At 43.8% G+C, this 19,035-nt stretch carries 13 protein-coding genes and 1 pseudogene; 9 read left to right on the top strand and 5 right to left on the bottom strand.

Annotated features, from left to right (window positions below):
- Nucleotides 1-150: 150 nt before the first annotated feature.
- Nucleotides 151-1,854, bottom strand: a complete 1,704-nt coding sequence (locus AAC853_RS07165) for an ArnT family glycosyltransferase (RefSeq protein ID WP_340614078.1) — start codon at nucleotides 1,852-1,854, stop codon at nucleotides 151-153.
- Between the two features lie 259 nt (nucleotides 1,855-2,113).
- Between AAC853_RS07165 and AAC853_RS17805 the strand changes: the two are divergent.
- A pseudogene (locus tag AAC853_RS17805) lies at nucleotides 2,114-2,404 on the top strand (IS30 family transposase); the annotation flags it as partial.
- Nucleotides 2,405-2,641: 237 nt separating this feature from the next.
- Here AAC853_RS17805 and AAC853_RS07155 read toward each other — a convergent pair.
- The 3 genes from AAC853_RS07155 to AAC853_RS07145 form a co-directional block, all read right to left on the bottom strand.
- Entirely contained in the window at nucleotides 2,642-3,844 is a 1,203-nt protein-coding gene (locus tag AAC853_RS07155; protein WP_340614077.1) for an MFS transporter, read from the bottom strand.
- Between the two features lie 50 nt (nucleotides 3,845-3,894).
- Nucleotides 3,895-4,776, bottom strand: coding sequence for an NAD(P)-dependent oxidoreductase (locus AAC853_RS07150; RefSeq protein ID WP_340614076.1), 882 nt, complete (start codon nucleotides 4,774-4,776; stop codon nucleotides 3,895-3,897).
- 144 nt (nucleotides 4,777-4,920) lie between these two features.
- Nucleotides 4,921-5,505: a TetR/AcrR family transcriptional regulator gene (locus AAC853_RS07145; RefSeq protein WP_340614075.1), complete on the bottom strand. Its 585-nt coding sequence runs from the start codon at nucleotides 5,503-5,505 to the stop codon at nucleotides 4,921-4,923.
- A gap of 376 nt (nucleotides 5,506-5,881) precedes the next feature.
- On the opposite strand from AAC853_RS07145, the gene AAC853_RS07140 reads away from it, so the two are divergent.
- The 3 genes from AAC853_RS07140 to rluA all read left to right on the top strand — a co-directional run bounded on the left by AAC853_RS07140 (nucleotide 5,882) and on the right by rluA (nucleotide 12,104).
- The gene (locus tag AAC853_RS07140) at nucleotides 5,882-8,230 is read left to right on the top strand and encodes a DNA polymerase II (protein WP_340614074.1); all 2,349 of its coding nucleotides are present in this window, start codon (nucleotides 5,882-5,884) and stop codon (nucleotides 8,228-8,230) included.
- 217 nt (nucleotides 8,231-8,447) lie between these two features.
- Nucleotides 8,448-11,357 carry an RNA polymerase-associated protein RapA gene (gene rapA / locus AAC853_RS07135; protein WP_340614073.1) on the top strand — a complete coding sequence of 970 codons (2,910 nt, stop codon included), beginning with the start codon at nucleotides 8,448-8,450 and terminating at the stop codon, nucleotides 11,355-11,357.
- 93 nt (nucleotides 11,358-11,450) lie between these two features.
- On the top strand, nucleotides 11,451-12,104 hold the full coding sequence (rluA, locus tag AAC853_RS07130; protein ID WP_340614072.1) for a bifunctional tRNA pseudouridine(32) synthase/23S rRNA pseudouridine(746) synthase RluA: 654 nt from the start codon (nucleotides 11,451-11,453) through the stop codon (nucleotides 12,102-12,104).
- 6 nt (nucleotides 12,105-12,110) lie between these two features.
- Here the strand turns inward: rluA and djlA are convergent, their stop codons facing one another.
- Nucleotides 12,111-12,920, bottom strand: coding sequence for a co-chaperone DjlA (gene djlA / locus AAC853_RS07125; RefSeq protein WP_340614071.1), 810 nt, complete (start codon nucleotides 12,918-12,920; stop codon nucleotides 12,111-12,113).
- 182 nt (nucleotides 12,921-13,102) lie between these two features.
- On the opposite strand from djlA, the gene lptD reads away from it, so the two are divergent.
- The 5 genes from lptD to apaG all read left to right on the top strand — a co-directional run bounded on the left by lptD (nucleotide 13,103) and on the right by apaG (nucleotide 19,033).
- The gene (gene lptD / locus AAC853_RS07120; protein ID WP_338884329.1) at nucleotides 13,103-15,463 is read left to right on the top strand and encodes an LPS assembly protein LptD; all 2,361 of its coding nucleotides are present in this window, start codon (nucleotides 13,103-13,105) and stop codon (nucleotides 15,461-15,463) included.
- 64 nt (nucleotides 15,464-15,527) lie between these two features.
- Nucleotides 15,528-16,829, top strand: a complete 1,302-nt coding sequence (surA, locus tag AAC853_RS07115) for a peptidylprolyl isomerase SurA (RefSeq protein WP_340614070.1) — start codon at nucleotides 15,528-15,530, stop codon at nucleotides 16,827-16,829.
- Entirely contained in the window at nucleotides 16,819-17,811 is a 993-nt protein-coding gene (gene pdxA, locus AAC853_RS07110; RefSeq protein WP_340614069.1) for a 4-hydroxythreonine-4-phosphate dehydrogenase PdxA, read from the top strand. The genes surA and pdxA overlap by 11 nt, the downstream gene beginning before the upstream one ends.
- Nucleotides 17,804-18,619: a 16S rRNA (adenine(1518)-N(6)/adenine(1519)-N(6))-dimethyltransferase RsmA gene (gene rsmA, locus AAC853_RS07105; protein ID WP_340614068.1), complete on the top strand. Its 816-nt coding sequence runs from the start codon at nucleotides 17,804-17,806 to the stop codon at nucleotides 18,617-18,619. The genes pdxA and rsmA overlap by 8 nt, the downstream gene beginning before the upstream one ends.
- A gap of 36 nt (nucleotides 18,620-18,655) precedes the next feature.
- Nucleotides 18,656-19,033, top strand: a complete 378-nt coding sequence (gene apaG / locus AAC853_RS07100) for a Co2+/Mg2+ efflux protein ApaG (protein ID WP_340614067.1) — start codon at nucleotides 18,656-18,658, stop codon at nucleotides 19,031-19,033.
- The last annotated feature ends 2 nt before the right edge of the window (nucleotides 19,034-19,035 follow it).

Raw genomic sequence — 19,035 nt, 5'->3', positions numbered from 1 at the left:
CAAGATGCGTGTGATTTCTCCCCGCTTAGCGGGGAGAAATCAGGTTTCATTTAATGTTATAAATTGCAACTTAAAGTTTAATGCGTATATATCGTTATGAGCTTACCAATAAGCTGAAGTGGCTGCTTAAACAGCCACTAATCTAATATGCTATTGATTATTTTTTATGTCATCTGACGCCACTTTCTTATAAACAACTAAATTCTCTCTATCACTATTTGGCCTATGACCATGCCAAAATAGCGCCATTCCCTTGGGAGCCGGTTCTATCTCTTCGGATAATACAATCAACCAATCACATTTTTCAGGAGTCTCAAATTTACGCTGTTGTTGATGCAAAACATGGGCAAAGTAATAAAGCATTGGCGCTTCAGATTCTCCAATATAATACGACGCCATACAATCATGATCTTTATACACTCCCGTCAACTTCTGTTTTAGGTCAAGAAACGCCTCTTTATATCCCTTAGTGTAATCAATCCAGCCAACAAATAATGTAAATACTAATCCCCAAACCGTAGCAATACCTAAAACCCAATTTTGGGCAGAACGCAAGTCTGGTGATTTAGAGAGGAACCTATTTTTAGCTATCCATATCGCAGTGATCAAAGCAGCGGCAACAACGATAAATCCCGAAAAATGCATTTGATAACTCATTGGCAGCCATCGGCTAAATGGCATTAACCAATGTTTGTAATCAGTGGAAAGGGATAAAAAATAACAAGACCATAAAAATATAATCAGGACAGACCAAAATAAGGAGGAAAATAGAGTTAAATATTTATAGATTATTTGCGGAATTTTAATAAAAATCCCTGTAGCCAGGATCGCCATGGGTGCAATAAAAGGCAGCAAATATAATGCTCGACCAGAAGCTGATATTTGTAATAGAACAACCCCTAATACAACAAAGGCAGCACACAAGAAATAATGTTTATCCGACAAAATCTTAATTGGATTGGTTAATATAAAGAGAAAAGCCAATATTCCTGATGGCAAGGCAAACAACAGCACCGCTTCAGGGATCATGGTCAAATTCCCTCTTGCACCAAGATCTTCAACAGAAAAACCTAAAAAGCGACCAATATTGTTATCCCAAATCCAGATCTTAAATAAATCAGGATGTTCAATAAGCAACATAATCGGCCACGGCAAGATTAAAACCAGTGCAATGATGCCTGACAAAAAAGCCCTTAGCCAATATTGTTTGGTTCGGCAATGTTTAAGGAACACGGGCGCTAAAACAAGGCAAATCCATAATAATCCCGGAATAAATACTCCTTTTGATAAAAGTGTTACAGCCGTACCGATAATCAACCATAAACAGGAGTAATTTGTTTTTTCATTTTTGATTAATCCCAGTAAGCCATATAATCCGATAGTTGTTCCTGTTACTAATGAAGTATCAGTAAACATATCGTGGCTGTGGCGAACTAATCCAGGTGCACTTGCATACAAAGCAAAAGCTATCCATATTCGACTGTCAGTGAAATTTTTGACATCAAATACACGACGCGCCAACAGAATAAAAAAGGAAAAATTGATCACTGAAAAGAATAAAGAGGCGGTTCTAGCTGCATCATGCATCGGAAGCCAATGGGAGAACAAATGAATAAATGAAGTGGCTGTCCAATAATATAAGGGAGGCTTTTCCATAAAAGGTTGTCCGGCATTTATGGTTACCAACCAATTTCCCGTTTCATACATGGTATGAATAATGCCAAAACTGTAATTTTCATCTTGTTTCCAGGGTGTATGTCCATAAACGCCCGGCAACAAATACAGCAGAGTAAAAGCAATAAATAATAGTAAGGCTTTGATATCTGTTTGAGTCAATTTATTGGGATTATTCATCAATATTTACCAGATTCAATTAATGTTTCATATTATCAGTAAAAAAGAATAGATTAGATATTACCCAATCAATAATAACAACAAAAGTGACTGACATATAAAAAACAATTTATCACTCTGATAATTTAAAATAGTTAATATTTCTCTGGTGAAAATTCATTTATTATATTTGGGTTAGACGAATAAGTGCAATTTCTAAGAAAGGCAGTCAATTGCTATAGTAAACATCTTTTTCGCCAACACTATGGCCTATACTTAACTGACCGAAATAGAAAGATATCGGATTTTCAGCTTAAAAAAAGCCGGTTTTACACAATGTCTTATTTCAACATCGCTCAACCGAAATCCATCAACGATTTCAGTTAAAACATCAAAGCACCACTGTTATTGCCGTCAACGTCATGCCAGAGGTAACAAAGTGGATTAATCAGTTAATTTGGAAAAACTTAAGCCTAGAACAAATAGTCGGTTATCTCAAAAGAAAATATCTTTACATTGTTAAACTATTTACTATCTGATTTATAAGGATAAAAATCATGGTAGTGATTTATAGCAGCATCTCAGGATCGCTAAAAAGGGAACAGCTGCGAATAAAGCTCTAGTTGCTTGAATTGCTTTGGCAGGTTCCCTTAATAGCTATTTATATATCGTGATAATTGAGTTTGCATCATTTGGAAAATCACGAACTGCTTTATCAAATATCTCCCTTGAAATAACATGTATGCTACCAACGCCGTTTACATTATGTAAACTATGATAAAATGCCTCTATATCATAAGGTTGTAACTTAAATTCGCCTTCCAAGTTTAAACCCATGAAATTTAGCCTGAAAAACAACAAAAATACTCAGTATGGCTAAAACAAACATCACTATTGTAAATGATGATGTACCTAGTTGTTGAAGTAACCCTCCACCGATTAAACCCCCGCTAGCCACAGCGAGATTAAACACTGTCACCAACATCGACTGTGCAACATCTGCACCATCACCAGCGGTATCAGCAATCGCTGTCTGTAATAATGTTGGCGCACCACCAAAAGTAATTCCCCAAAAAGCAATGCCAATAAGAGTTATCCAGAGATAAGTGTTTCCTGTACCGAGTAAAATAGCAGCAAAAGAGAATCCAGCCAGACTCAACATTGTCAATAAGCGCAGTGAGCGATCTACCCAAATACCAGTTATCCAGATCCCCAAGATTGATGAAACGCCAAACAGCAGTAGCACTAAATCAGTACGCTCTCCAAAGCCAACTGATACCAGATAAGGTGAAATAAAGGTATAGAGAATATTATGTGCGAGTATCCATAAAAAAATAACCCACAATACCGAACGAATACCGGGTAACAGGAAGATTTTCTTCACTGACTGACGCTTAGTGGCTTCTTGTCCCGAAAAATTAGGGATTACTGTTTTCACCCAAACGACCACTATTAGTGCGAGTACTGACATAATCCAAAACACGCCGCGCCAATCAAATAGGTTTCCTAACCATGTCCCCAGTGGTACTCCGAGACAGAGCGCAATAGGTTGTCCCACACCTACGATTGCCAATGCCCTTCCTTCAAGATGTTTTGGCACCATGCGTCTGGCATATCCGGCAAGCACGCCCCAAATAATTCCCGCAGACATACCTGCAACTAAACGTGATGCTAATATAACCACATAATTAGTAGATAGCGCTGTGAGAGAGTTGAATACCAGTAGCCCACCCATTGCTAGCAAAAACAAAGGCCTTCTCGACCAACTACGCGTGGCAGTGACAATCGGTATCGCAGCAATTACCGAACCTAATGCATAGACGGAAACCAGTTGCCCAGCGAGAGATTCAGAGACATTAAGATCATGGCTGATTTGTGGCAATAAACCCGCCGGAATTGTTTCAGTCATAATCGTTATAAAGCCTGCTAGAGTGAAAGCTAATAGCTTAAATACAGGAATACTTTCACCCAATGTTATTGTCGGTATATGATAGCCAAGTGAATTTTTCATTATTTCTTCTCAACCAACTTTTTATCGTTATTGATATGTCCTACACAGAATCATAATGACTTGGCAAAATAAGTGGCGGCCATATCCTTACTGCCATGACCCGCTTGTTGTGCTCGTTTCCAACGCTTAAGACCAGCTTCAACGCTATCCACTTTTACTCCGGCACTTTTAGAGGCTTCGACAATTAATTCAGCATCCTTAATCGCATTATCCAAAGAAAAACTGGGATCATAATTTCCAGCCATTATCGCCGCAGATTTAAGTTGGAAATATAAACTATCCATTGGTCCATCCTTAACCACATCAATGACAAGTGATGGTTCAATTCCCAAAGACTCTGCAATAGATAAGCTTTCAGCTATCCCATGTGTTAAAGCAAAAGCCCAGCTATTTAAAGCCAGTTTGAGCCTACTGCTCATACCGCTTTGCTCTGAAACCCACACAGTTCGCTGGCCAATTGCATCAAATACAGACTGAACGATATGACGACCAAACAGCGACCCTGAAGCAATAATGATTAATTTACCCAGCTCAGCCGGACCTTTAGTACCTTGAACTGGCGCGTCAAAATACGTAAGGTCATTCTCAGCAGCAATAGCTTCAAGCTGCTCATTCGCTGCAATACCCACCGTACTAGCTTGGATCCAGATAGTTCCTTTAGATAAGCCAAGCAATGCCGAGTCCATAACTTCAGATATGGCACTTCCATCTTTAAGCATCGTCAATATGATATCAGCACCGCTCACTGCTTCTTGTACTTGCTCATGTACAGTTATTCCAAACTCTGCTAAAGCTTTTGCTTTTTCATAAGTGCGATTCCATACGCTAACGATAAAGCCTTTTTTTCGTAAATTACGGGCAATTGCTGCGCCCATAGTACCCGTACCCAATACGGTAATTTTTTTAGCGCTTGTTTGTATGGCTTGAGACATAATTTCATCCTTATGTATATGAGATATAATCCCACCTGCTTAAATCAGGTGCATTTTCAAATCGATATAAATAAAAAATAAACATCAGTTATTGACTGATCATTCCAAAATATCGCAAAAATTTTTGGCTCTACAACATGATTATTACCCTATTGCATTCATTGCAACATCAACGATATCAGTGAGTCGCTCAGAACGGTTTGTTTGAGAAGTTCCCTTGCTTACAACTCTAATTCCCTGAATTGTATTCACAATAAAACGAGCCAAAGCGACAGGTTTTTGGGTTGGATCGATTTCATTAGCAGCCTGTCCACGCAGTATCAAAGTACTCAGTGCACGTTCCATTCGATTTAAATTCATCGCCACCAGCTCAGCAATAGCACTATCATGCCGAGCCATTTCCAAAGAGGCATTTGCAACCATACACCCCAAATTTGCCGCGTCATTGAGTTCTTCTAAAACTATCTTCATGAGTAATTGCCGAATCAATGCTTTAACTGAACCTTTTTCAGTAAGTAGTTCAACATTATCTGCTGTCATTTCATAATAGTGACGTAGGGCAAATTCATAGAGTCCATGCTTACTGCCAAATGCATTGTACAAACTTCCCCGTCCTAGCCCTGTACCTTCAACTAAGTCCTGAATGCTTGTACCCGCATATCCACGAAGCCAAAAAACGTGCATTGCCGCTTTAGCTATTACATCAAGATCGAATTCTTTTGGTCTCATAAGATTTTCTTTTTGGAATGAACGTTCAAAAACGTTATCACCAGCTATATTAAGCAGTCAATATTTTTCCTGAATTTTAAAAATAATCTTCTTTATGTAGCTGAGAAGAAAGTCAGGCAATAAATATATTAATTCGGTATGTAACTCTCTATACCAATCTAACTTCAAAATGCGTGTGATTTCATATCGTGTTGTTAATTGCAACTTGAAGTTTAATGCGTATATGTTCTATTAAAGCGAATTAATAAAATAATAAATCCGCCTAACTATAGAAAATAATCCAACACAAAATACTGTATAAATAACCATAACTGATGCTATGATTGAAATGCCCCTGTAAAGCTAAATATGGTTGGTTTCTCATAAGAGAAAAATTATGCAGATAAATCACGTTGAACAAGGCTTTATCCTGACCCGTCACTGGAAAGATACACCAACGGGTATCGAATTGGTGTATTGGCTGGCGACGGAAGCAGGCGCACGCCGCATAACTATTCCTCACCAAAACGCGGTTGCCTTTGTCCCTCAACATGATCTGCCTAAAGTAAAACCTTTACTCACACAAGAGCGAAACTGTGAATTAACAGCATTGCCATTGAAAGATTTCAATCGCCAACCTGTTGCTGCGCTGTATTGCCGGCATTACCGCCAATTGCAACACTTAGAGCACCTTTTCAAGGAACAGAATATTTCTCTCTACGAAACCGATATCCGCCCACCCGACAGGTTTATGATGGAGCGCTTTATTACCGCTCCCGTTTGGTTCAACCAGAAACCCGACGGCAGTTATCAGATGAAACCCAATCCCGCTTATCGGCCTAATTTGAAATGGGTGTCACTGGATATCGAAACCAGCCAACATGGAGAGCTATACTCCATTGGCCTGGCTGGATGCGGCGAGAAAACCGTATTTATGTTAGGGCCAAAAAAGGGTCACCAACAATATCTCGATTTCAAATTAGAGTATGTTGCCAGTCGTCCAATGATGCTGGAGAAACTCAATGCATGGCTGGCACATTATGATCCTGATGCCATTATTGGCTGGAATCTGGTTCAGTTTGATTTAAAGGTGTTACAGCAACATGCTGAGCGCTATAACGTGCCATTAAAATTTGGGCGCAATCAGACTTTGCTCGAATGGCGAGAACACGGTTTCAAACCAGGGCACTTTTTCGCCTCAGCAGAAGGCCGTTTGATTATTGACGGCATTGACGCACTAAAAACCGCAACCTGGAATTTTCCTTCTTTCAGCCTTGAATATGTTGCACAAGAACTTCTGGGAGAAGGAAAAGCTATCGATAATCCTTATGATCGCATGGATGAGATCAACCGCCGCTTTCAGCAAGATAAACCTGCCCTCGCCCACTATAATTTGCAAGATTGTATTCTGGTTAATCGTATCTTTGAGAAAGCAGATTTGATGGCCTTCTTATTGGAACGTGCCACGGTAACAGGGTTAGCGGTAGATCGCAGCGGTGGATCTGTAGCGGCATTCACGCATCTTTATTTGCCCAAAATGCATCGTATTGGCTATGTAGCCCCCGTTCAGCCAACGTATTTCGATGACAACAGCCCCGGCGGTTTTGTGATGGATTCATTTCCGGGGTTATACGATTCAGTGTTGGTACTGGATTACAAGAGTCTCTATCCATCGATTATTCGCACGTTTTTGATTGATCCGGTAGGCATGGTTGAAGGTCTTGCCAATCCTGATTGTGAACACGCTGTCCCCGGCTTTCGTCAGGCATTTTTTTCCCGTACACAACATTGCCTACCGGATATCGTCACACAAATCTGGCAGGCGCGCGATAAAGCCAAACAACAACATAATGCCCCCCTTTCCCAAGCCCTGAAAATTATTATGAATGCCTTTTATGGTGTGCTCGGTGCCTCTGGCTGTCATTTTTTTGATCCTCGCCTGACTTCATCAATTACAATGCGCGGCCACAAAATCATGCACCAAACCCGTAAGCTCATCGAATCACAAGGCTATCAGGTTATTTATGGCGATACGGATTCCACGTTTGTCTGGCTAAAGCACCCCCATTCAGAGAAAGAAGCCTGCCAAATCGGGCATTCTTTGGTGCAATTTGTCAACCAATGGTGGCGAGATCATCTCAAAACCGAATTCAATCTTGAAAGTACGCTGGAGCTGGAATTTGAGACACATTATCGACGTTTTCTGATGCCAACAGTACGCGGGGCAGAGCAAGGCAGTAAAAAACGTTATGCCGGATTAAGCGGTGATAAGGTAATTTTCAAAGGGCTGGAAACGGTAAGGAGTGACTGGACGCCGCTGGCACAAATATTCCAGAAAGAATTATATACTTTGATTTTTCAGCAACAACCGCATCAACATTATATTCGTGAGTATATTGCTAAAACGCTAGCGGGTGAATTTGATGATCGTCTGGTTTATCGTAAGCGGTTACGCCGTAAGTTGTCTGATTATCAGCGCAATGTCCCGCCCCACGTTCGGGCAGCACGTTTAGCAGATGAGTATAATCAATTGCATAATCGTCCACTACAATATCAAAATGGTGGCTGGATCAATTATATCATCACTCAAGCAGGCCCTGAGCCACTAGAGAACCAAACCTCTCCCCCCGATTATGAACACTATCTCAATAAGCAATTGAAGCCGATTGCTGACGCTATCTTGCCATTTGTTCAAGATGACTTTATGCCTCTGCTAACAGGGCAAATGAGCATCTCTTTCGAATAATGGATATTTTTGCAGGTGACGGCTTGCTCGGCTTCAATTAACATATCGCCCCTCTAATGGGCCATTGTACTTTTACGATCCTTTTATCAAAAAACAGGGTTGTAAAATGCAATTGAAAACTATCCCTATCGATAATCAATAATGATCGATATCCAACAAAAGCAGCCATCCTGCAACCATAAATAATATTGTCTAACAGAAAACTGAGCCAAAATTTATGCCATTTACTCTTGGTCAACGCTGGATAAGCGATACAGAAAGCGAACTTGGATTAGGAACAGTCGTGGCGCTTGATGCGCGCATGGTAACGTTACTCTTCCCTGCCAGCGGAGAAAACCGCCTTTACGCACGCAATGATTCCCCCATCACCCGCGTTATGTTTAATGTGGACGATACCGTAACCAGTCACGAAGGCTGGAAACTCAAGATTAATGATGTCCAACAAGATAATGGCCTGCTGATCTATGTTGGTACACGTCTGGATACGGAAGAAGAAAATATCTGCTTGCGGGAAGTTTTTCTGGATAGCAAGCTAACGTTTAACAAACCACAGGATCGCTTGTTTGCAGGTCAAATTGACCGCATGGATCGCTTTGCGTTGCGTTTTCGCGCCCGTAAGCACCAAAGCGAACAGTTCCGTTTGGCAGAAAGTGGGCTGCGTGGCATCCGTGCCAGTTTGATCCCTCACCAGTTACACATCGCCAATGAAGTAGGCAAACGCCACGCACCACGTGTGTTACTGGCGGATGAAGTCGGCCTGGGGAAAACCATTGAAGCCGGGATGATTATCCACCAGCAATTAATGGCTGGACGGGCTGAACGTGTGTTAGTTATTGTGCCAGATAGCCTGCAACACCAATGGTTGGTGGAAATGCTGCGCCGTTTCAATTTGCGTTTTTCGCTGTTTGATGATGACCGCTATAGCGAAGCACTGCATGACAGCGATAATCCATTCGAAACCGAACAGTTGATTATCTGTTCCTTAGATTTTGTTCGCCGCAATAAGCAACGTTTTGAGCTTCTGCTGGAAGCAAGCTGGGATTTGATGGTGGTGGATGAAGCTCACCATCTGGCGTGGAGTGAAAAATCGCCAAGCCGCGAATATCAAGTTATCGAACAATTGGCAGAACAAATCCCGTCCGTCCTATTGTTAACGGCGACACCAGAGCAGTTGGGGCAAGAAAGTCACTTTGCCCGCCTGCGCCTGCTGGATCCAAATCGTTTCCACGATTATCAGGCTTTTATTGATGAACAACAGCAATACCGTCCTGTCGCAGATGCTGTGACGTTGCTGTTATCCGGTAACACCCTGAACAATGACCAGCAAAATGCCATTGTCGAACTGATCAGCGAACAGGATATCGAACCTCTGCTGAAAGCCGCAAACAGCAATCAGGATGGGGAGAGCGAAGATGCGCGCCGCGAACTGATCACTATGTTGATGGATCGTCACGGCACCAGCCGCCTGCTTTTCCGTAACACCCGTGGTGGTGTGAAAGGCTTCCCGCATCGTGAATTGCACGAGATCAAGTTACCATTGCCGTCCCAATACCAGACGGCAATCAAGGTTTCTGAAATCATGGGTGCCAAAAAGACAGTGGAGTCTCGCGCCAAAGATATGCTCTATCCTGAACGGATTTATCAGGAATTCGAAGGGGAAAATGCCACATGGTGGAATTTCGATCCCCGCGTAGAATGGCTGATGGGGTTCTTGATGGCAAACCGCGATGAGAAAGTGCTGGTGATCTGTGCCAAAGCAGAAACGGCACTGCAACTGGAACAAGTTTTGCGTGAACGCGAAGGCATCCGCAGTGCTGTGTTCCACGAAGGTTTGTCTTTGCTGGAGCGTGACCGTGCTGCCGCTTACTTCGCTTCTGAGGAAGAAGGCGCACAAGTGCTGCTTTGTTCTGAAATTGGCTCAGAAGGACGTAACTTCCAGTTTGCCAACCAGCTTGTCATGTTTGATTTGCCATTCAACCCTGATTTGCTGGAACAGCGTATCGGTCGTCTGGATCGTATCGGACAAAACCGTAATATCAAAATCAGTGTGCCTTATCTGGAAAATACGGCGCAATCCATTCTCCTGCGCTGGTATCACGAGGGGCTGGATGCCTTTGAGCATACTTGTCCAACAGGCCGCGCCATCTATGACAAGTATTATGAAAACCTGCTCAATTTCCTGGCTAAACCTAATGAACAAACTGGCTTCAGTGAGTTTATTACCGAATGTCGCGGGCATCATGAGAAGCTTAAACAGCAATTGGAACAAGGACGTGACCGTCTGCTGGAGATGAATTCCAACGGTGGCGAGCAAGGCCAGAAGCTGGCAGAAAAGATTGCGACGCAAGATAACGACACGGATCTGGTGAATTTTGCCCTGAATTTGTTTGATATCATTGGGATCAATCAGGAAGATCGCTGCGACAATATTATTGCCCTGCATCCATCCGATCATATGCTGGTACCTGATTTCCCTGGATTACCCAAAGATGGCTGCTCGATTACGTTTGACCGTGAAAAAGCCCTCTCCCGCGAAGATACTCAGTTCCTGAGCTGGGAACACCCAATCATTCGCAATGGCCTGGATTTAGTCCTGTCGGGAGATACGGGAAGCTGTGCCGTTTCCATCCTGAAAAACAAAGCGTTGCCCGTTGGGACGCTGCTGGTTGAGTTAATTTACGTTGTTGAAGCCCAGGCGCCGAAGCACCTGCAATTGACCCGTTTCTTGCCACCAACGCCAGTGCGCCTTTTGTTGGATCTGAAAGGCACTAATCTGGCATCTCAGGTTGAATTTGAAAGTTTCAACCGCCAGCTAAATGCGATTAACCGCCATAACGCCAGCAAGCTGGTTAATGCGGTACAGAAAGAGGTTCATGCTATCTTGCAACAATCGGAGCCTCTGATCGAAGAGCAAGCGCGTGCGTTGATTGAGAAAGCGAAGAAAGAAGCGGATGAAGCGCTGTCGGCTGAATTATCACGCTTGGAAGCGCTGAAAGCGGTTAACCCGAATATCCGTGATGATGAGCTGGAAGCGATTAACTCCGAGCATAAGCATCTGCTGCTCAATCTTGATCAGGCCAACTGGCGTCTGGATGCGATTCGTTTGGTGGTTATTTCTCACCAATAAGCAGACATCAATAACTTGTCATTCGGTAAACTCAGGGGTGTTTTCGCAAGATGCCCCTGGGAAGCCAATTTTTTCCGACCCATTGGAGCCACTATGCTGGAGTCTTATAATCCCCCGACAGATCCTTGGTTATATGTGCTGTATCAGGACGAGCACATTATGGTTGTCAACAAACCCAGTGGATTGCTCTCTGTGCCGGGTAAAGCGGAAGAGCACAAGGACAGTATCATGACGCGGATACAAGCTGAATTTCCTACCGCCGAATCAGTCCATCGATTGGATATGGCCACCAGTGGTATTATGGTCGTGGCGCTGACGAAAGCCGCCGAGCGTGAGTTGAAACGCCAGTTTCGTGAGCGTGAACCGAAAAAAATCTATATCGCGCGGGTATGGGGAAAGCTGGAGCCGGAAAAAGGCTTGGTAGATCTGCCCCTAATCTGTGATTGGCCAAATCGCCCAAAACAAAAAGTCTGTTTTGAAACGGGCAAATCCGCACAAACTGAGTATCAGGTACTGGAATATGAGGGCCAGGCAACGCGCGTCAGACTCGCGCCAATCACTGGACGCTCTCATCAGCTTCGTGTGCATATGCTGGCACTGGGTAATCCCATTCTGGGAGATAAGTTCTATGCTCATACGCAGGCAAGGGAAATGGCACCTCGCCTACAATTACATGCCCAAGAACTCTTTATTACTCATCCGGCTTATGGCACCCCCATGCATTTTGAGTGTAAAGCCGAATTTTAACGAGCGCTATTTAAAGCCCCGCTCCTTTTTAATCAAATCGTAAGCCGACTGGATGGACTGCGTCTTTTGTTTCGCCAGTTCCATCATTTCTGGTGGTAAACCTTTTGCCACCAGTTTATCGGGATGATGCTCGCTCATCAGTTTTCGATAAGCCCGCTTAATGGTGGTCGCATCATCCTGTTTATTGACACCTAATACCTTACAAGCATCTTCCAATGTCGCGCGCTGCTGTCCATGACCTTGATAGCGCCCATAATGCTGGTGCTGTCCATTGAAATGGCGGCCACCTTCCATCATGGCAAGGAATCGTTCAAATTGAATATGGGAAATGCCTAACTCTTCAGCAATGACAAACAGAACTTTTCTTTCATTGGGATGCAGTTCGCCATCCGCAAATGCTGCTTGTAGTTGAATTTCCAGAAACATGCGGATCAGGTCAGAACGACCGAAGCAAGCACGGCGTAGTTGTCGCATTGTTTCACGCAAAAGAAATTGCGGCTGTTTGCCTTCACGAAACGCCTGCTGCGCGGAAAGCCGTGCCTCACCATGCAGTTGCATTCTGTTCATCAATTGGGTGGCGAGCTGGATATCCGTTTCTGTTACCCGACCTTTTGCTTTGGTTAAATGCCCTAATACTTGAAAGGTACTGCGGAAAAACAGTGCCTGTCGGGTTGGGCCTTTCGTCGTTTTCCCCAATTTTTGCATCCTGATTTTGTCAAGGATATGACCAAGCACTAGGCCAATCACAATCCCCCAAAAACCAGCACCAGATGCAATTCCAAATATCAATCCGAATAATTTTCCCCAATACTGCATATAGTCTTCAATTCCCCAATGCCCTGAGCGCAATTTTGCATTATCATACTATCCATTAAGCTCTGTGCCTAACAACAAGATTAGCAAAGTTAAACTTTACTCTGGTGCATATCTATCAACTACGTTAGTCTCTGAGCGTTTGCTGGCATGATGCCACTGATGACGGAACCGCATAAACATCTATGAATAAATGTTATCCTACTCTGCTGGCCACAATGGTATGGGCAGCACTTTATAGTCAGCAAGCTCATGCTGACCTTGCAGCACAATGTATGTTGGGTGTACCTGTCTACGATAAGCCAATTATCACAGGCGATCCTAATGAACTGCCAGTTTACATTCAATCCGATGATACTCGCGGTGAATATCCTAATATGGTCGAGTTCATTGGTAATGTTAGTATCCAACAAGGAAACAAGACACTGACAGCCGATAAAGTCCGGCTCGAACAGACACAAGATAAAGAACCTATACGCACGGTTACCGCTGTGGGTAATGTCAGCTATGATGACCCCCAGATCATTTTGAAGGGTCCACGCGCGTGGGCAAATCTGAACAATAAAGATACCGACGTGGAACAAGGCAAGTACCAGATGGTTGGCCGTCAAGGACGTGGCAGCGCAGACAAGATGATGATGCGTGGTAAAAACCGCTATACTATCATGAATAATGGCATATTCACTTCTTGTCTGCCCGGTAATGATAGCTGGAGTGTCGTGGGTTCTGAGGTCATCCTTGATCGCGAAGAAGAAGTCGCTGAAGTCTGGAATGCCCGTTTTCGCGTTGCCAATGTGCCGGTATTTTACACTCCCTATTTACAATTACCCATTGGGGATAAACGCCGGTCTGGCTTCTTAATCCCGAATGCCAGTTTTTCCAATAAAGAAGGCATCCAATTCCTGCTACCCTATTATTGGAACATTGCACCCAACTATGATGCCACGATTACCCCACATCTCATCACGATGCGTGGTTTAAAGCTGGATAATGAATTTCGTTACTTAACCAAGGCGGGTGCAGGTACAGTTGCGCTGGATTGGATTGGCCAGGATCGTCTGTATAGAGAGGATAAAAGACTCAATATCAGGCCTGAGAGAGATAGCAACAGCCGCTGGTTGTTCTACTGGAAACACAGTGGTGTCCTGAATCAAGCTTGGCGTTTCAGTGCTGATTATACCAAAGTCAGTGATCCTAAATATTTCAATGATTTCAGCTCACAATACGGTTCCAGTACCGATGGTTATGCCACCCAGAAATTCAGTATTGGCTATGCCCAGCAAAACTGGAATGCCACACTCACAACCAAACAGTTCCAAATATTTACCCCAAGTGATAGAGGAAAATCTTACCGAACGGAGCCTCAGTTGGATCTCAACTACTATAAAAATGATTTGGGACCATTTGATTTTCGAACTTATGCCCAGGTGGCCAAATTTACCAGTGTTGGTAACCAGTGGCCAGATGGAACGCGCTGGCACCTGGAGCCTTCCATTAACTTACCACTTTCCAATGGGTGGGCGAGCATCAATAATGAATTTAAGTTGATGGCAACCCATTATCAACAGGATCTTACTGAAACAACTAAATCTAACTCTGAGATACCTGCATTGGAAAGATCGGTCAACCGTATTATGCCGGTGTTTAAATCAGATGCGAAGATGGTGTTTGAACGCACCATGTATTTTAACCAAGACTACACCCAGACGCTGGAACCGCGCGTTCAATATCTCTATGTGCCTTATAAGAATCAAAACAACATCAATAACTTTGATTCTTCTTTGCTACAATCGGACTATACCGGATTGTTCCGAGATCGCTTCTACAGTGGCTTAGACCGTGTTTCATCTGCCAATCAATTTACCACTGGTGTGACTACCCGTATTTATGATGAAAATTTAGTTGAACGTTTTAGCCTGTCCGTAGGTCAAATTTATCATTTTGAGCGTCCACGTACCGAAGATACTGAGTCTGTCTCAAGTAGTAAGAATATCATAGGAAACAAAAAAGGAACGGGGGCGACAACTTGGGCTGGAGATGTACACTGGAGAATCAATGACTCCTGGGGCATCAAAGGCGGGCTGCAATATGACAATCGTCTGGACAGCTTCACTATGGGTAATGCCGTAATGGAGTACCGTCATGATGCTGACCGCATATTACAGCTCAGCTATCGTTTTGTTGACCGCGATTATATTCAAGCCACACTCAAGGGAGGCGCACCCGCTTACCAGCAAGGAATTTCTCAGATTGGTATGGTGGCAAGCTGGCCATTGTCAGATCATTGGGCGTTCGTCGGTGCTTACTACTACGATACCAAAGAGAAACAGCCTGCAAACCAAATGGTAGGTTTGCAATACAACACCTGCTGCTGGGCAGTCAGTGTGGGTTATGAACGTAAGATCACCGACTGGCGCTTCGACAGTAGTCAATATGACAATAAATGGTCATTTAATGTTGAACTTCGTGGCTTAAGTAACAATCATAGTTTAGGTAGTCAAAAAATGTTACAGCAAGGTATTCTTCCATACCAACGTGCATTCTGATACCGATAAACGCAATGTAAACAAAATAACCCCGCCAAGGCGGGATTGATATGATGGGAAATGTATGAAGAACTGGAGATCGCTCATTTTCGGATTGATGTTTTCAGTAAACTCCGTCGCAATGGCTGCTCCACAAGAGCTGAATAAGGTAGCTGCCGTTGTTAACAATGATGTCGTACTGGAAAGTGACGTTAACAGCCTTTTACAATCCGTTAAACTCAATGCAAAACATGCAGACCAGCAATTACCGGATGAGAAAACATTGCGTCACCAAATCCTTGAGCGCCTGATTATGGATGATATTGTTCTGCAAATGGCAAACCGGATGCAAATAACCATCCCTGATCAAGCCCTGGATTCTGCGATCACGAATATTGCGGCTCAAAACCACTTGAATATCGCCCAGTTAAAACAAAATCTGGCCGCAGATGGTATAAGTTTTGATACTTATCGTAACCAAATCCGCAAGGAAATGATGATTGCGGAAGTACGTAACAATGAAGTGCGCCGCCGTATCACTATCCTGCCACAGGAAGTTGATTCACTGGCTAACCAAATCAGCAACCAAAACAGTCAGGACTCTGAGGTAAACCTCAGCCAGATCTTGATCCCTCTGCCAGAGAACCCAAACCAGGAGCAAGTAGAAAAAGCGGAAACAACGATCAAAAAAATCTTATCTGAACTCCAGAATGGCGTAGATTTCGGCAAATTAGCCCTCTCCTATTCCGGCGATACCCAAGCCCTGAAAGGGGGAAATATGGGTTGGAGCAAACTGCAAGAATTGCCATCTTTATTCGCTGCACAGCTCCAGTCTGCCCATAAAGGACAGATTATTGGCCCAATTCGTTCCGGTGTTGGTTTCCACATTCTGAAAGTGAATGATATCCGTGGTGGCCAGATGCCAATTGCCGTCACTGAAGTGAATGCCCGCCATATTCTGCTAAAAACATCACCTATTATGAATGACGAGCAAGCACGCAATGAGTTGCTGAAACTCAGAGAAGAGATCTTAAGTGGCAAAACTTCATTCGAAGAAGCAGCAAAAGCGCATTCTGAAGATCCCGGTTCAGCCATGCATGGTGGAGAATTGGGTTGGAATTTGCCAAGTGCTTACGATCCCGCTTTCCGTGATGCGTTGATGAAGCTGCAAAAGGGTGAGATCAGCCAGCCTGTCCATTCCTCTTTCGGCTGGCACTTAATCCAATTGCTGGATAGCCGTAAAGTTGACAGAACAGATGCCGCGCAGAAAGATCGCGCTTACCGTTTACTGTTCAACCGTAAATTCAATGAAGAGGCACAAAGCTGGATACAGGAGTTACGCGCCTCTGCTTATGTGAAAATTTTAGATGGCAGCAATGTACAATAATAAACCCATCGTCATTACCCCCGGTGAACCTGCCGGGGTTGGCCCTGATTTAGTCATCGCTTTGGCGCAAAAAGAGTGGCCTATCCAACTGGTTGTCTGTGCCGATCCAGAGCTGTTGCTCTCCCGAGCTAAGCAACTGAATTTACCGCTGCAACTGCAAACTTATTATCCAGAACACATTGCTTCATCACAAGCAGCCGGAACCCTAACCATCCTGCCTGTTTATCTTCACTCCCCGGCGATTGCAGGGGAGTTAAACCGGAAAAATGGTACTTACGTCACGGAAACCTTAGCAAGAGCTTGTGATGGTTGCCTAAATGGGGAGTTCTCAGCATTAGTAACAGGACCTGTACATAAAGGTGTCATTAATGATGCCGGTATACCTTTTACCGGACATACTGAGTTTTTTGCTGACCACAGCCAATGTTCAAGGGTTGTTATGATGTTGGCAACAGAAGAGCTACGGGTCGCGTTGGCAACAACGCACCTGCCGATTCTGGATGTTCCCAAAGCGATTACGTTTGATTCCCTCCGGGAAGTGATTACTATCCTTAATCATGATTTAAAAACCAAATTCGGTATCCCTCGTCCCCATATCTATGTGTGTGGCCTAAATCCTCACGCCGGTGAAGGAGGGCATATGGGGCATGAGGAAATAGACGTTATCATTCCCGCCTTAGACAGTTTAAGAGCAGAAGGGATATGGCTGGAAGGTCCATTGCCTGCGGATACCCTGTTCCAACCCAAATATTTAGATCATGCTGATGCCGTACTTTCAATGTATCACGATCAAGGGTTACCCGTGTTAAAATACCAGGGTTTTGGCAGGGCCATGAATATTACGTTGGGTCTGCCATTTATCCGAACTTCTGTCGATCATGGCACAGCACTGGAGCTGGCGGGGACAGGTCAAGCTGATGTGGGTAGTTTTATCACCGCATTGAATCTAGCAATTAAAATGATACAAAACAGTAATGAATAACAAAGTCCATCAAGGGCACCATGCCCGTAAACGTTTCGGGCAAAACTTTTTAACCGATCAGTTTATCATTGATAGCATTGTCAATGCGATGAACCCACTGATCGGCCAAGCCATCGTGGAAATCGGCCCAGGTCTAGGAGCACTGACTGAACCCGTTGGTGAACGCATGGATAAAATGACTGTCGTCGAGCTTGACCGTGATTTAGCGGCTCGTTTGCACGTCCACCCCAAACTGAAAGATAAGCTGACAATCATCCAACAAGATGCAATGACCGTTGATTTTGGTCAGATTGCCAAAGAATATGGGCAATCTCTGCGTGTATTTGGTAACTTGCCTTATAACATCTCTACGCCGTTAATGTTCCATCTTTTCAGCTATACTAATGCCATTGCTGATATGAACTTTATGCTGCAGAAAGAAGTCGTGAATCGTCTTGTCGCGGGACCCGGCACTAAAGCCTACGGACGCTTAAGTGTGATGGCACAATATTACTGTCAGGTAATCCCTATTCTTGAAGTACCACCAACGGCATTTACACCAGCGCCAAAAGTGGATTCTGCTATTGTGCGTTTGATCCCACACAAGAACATACCTTATCCTGTTCAGGACATTCGCATATTAGCCCAGATCACAACCCAGGCATTTAACCAACGGAGAAAAACGCTCCGCAATAGCCTTGGGAACATTTTTTCTGTTGAACAGTTAACCGAATTGGGCGTTGATCCAAGTACCAGGGCTGAAAACATCTCTGTCGAGCAATACTGTAAGATGGCGAACTGGTTATCATCTCAACCGAAAACTGCCTAAACAAATAAACAGACGTTGCAGCAACAGGAGGCACCTATGCTCAATGAACCAAGAATTCATATCCAAGTACAAAGTACTTACGTAGAAAGTCAATCACAGCCGGAACAACAACGTTTTGTGTTTGCTTATACCGTATCAATTCGTAATCTTGGGCATTCCCCTGTGCAACTTATCAGCCGTTACTGGCGCATTACCAACAGTGATGGTCACCTAACCGAAGTTCAGGGTGAAGGGGTTGTGGGAAAACAACCTTTGATCCCACCGGGAACAGAATATCGCTATAGCAGCGGCGCTATTTTGGAAACACCTCTGGGGACAATGGAAGGCCATTATCAAATGATTGATCATGATGGCCGCCCGTTCCGTGTCACTATTCCCGTGTTCCGACTGGCTATTCCAACACTGATAAATTAATT

Origin of the sequence: Xenorhabdus thailandensis, assembly GCF_037996785.1 — a bacterium.
In the GTDB taxonomy this organism is placed as follows: Bacteria; Pseudomonadota; Gammaproteobacteria; order Enterobacterales; family Enterobacteriaceae; genus Xenorhabdus; species Xenorhabdus griffiniae.
This window is presented reverse-complemented; position numbering and strand designations above follow the sequence as displayed.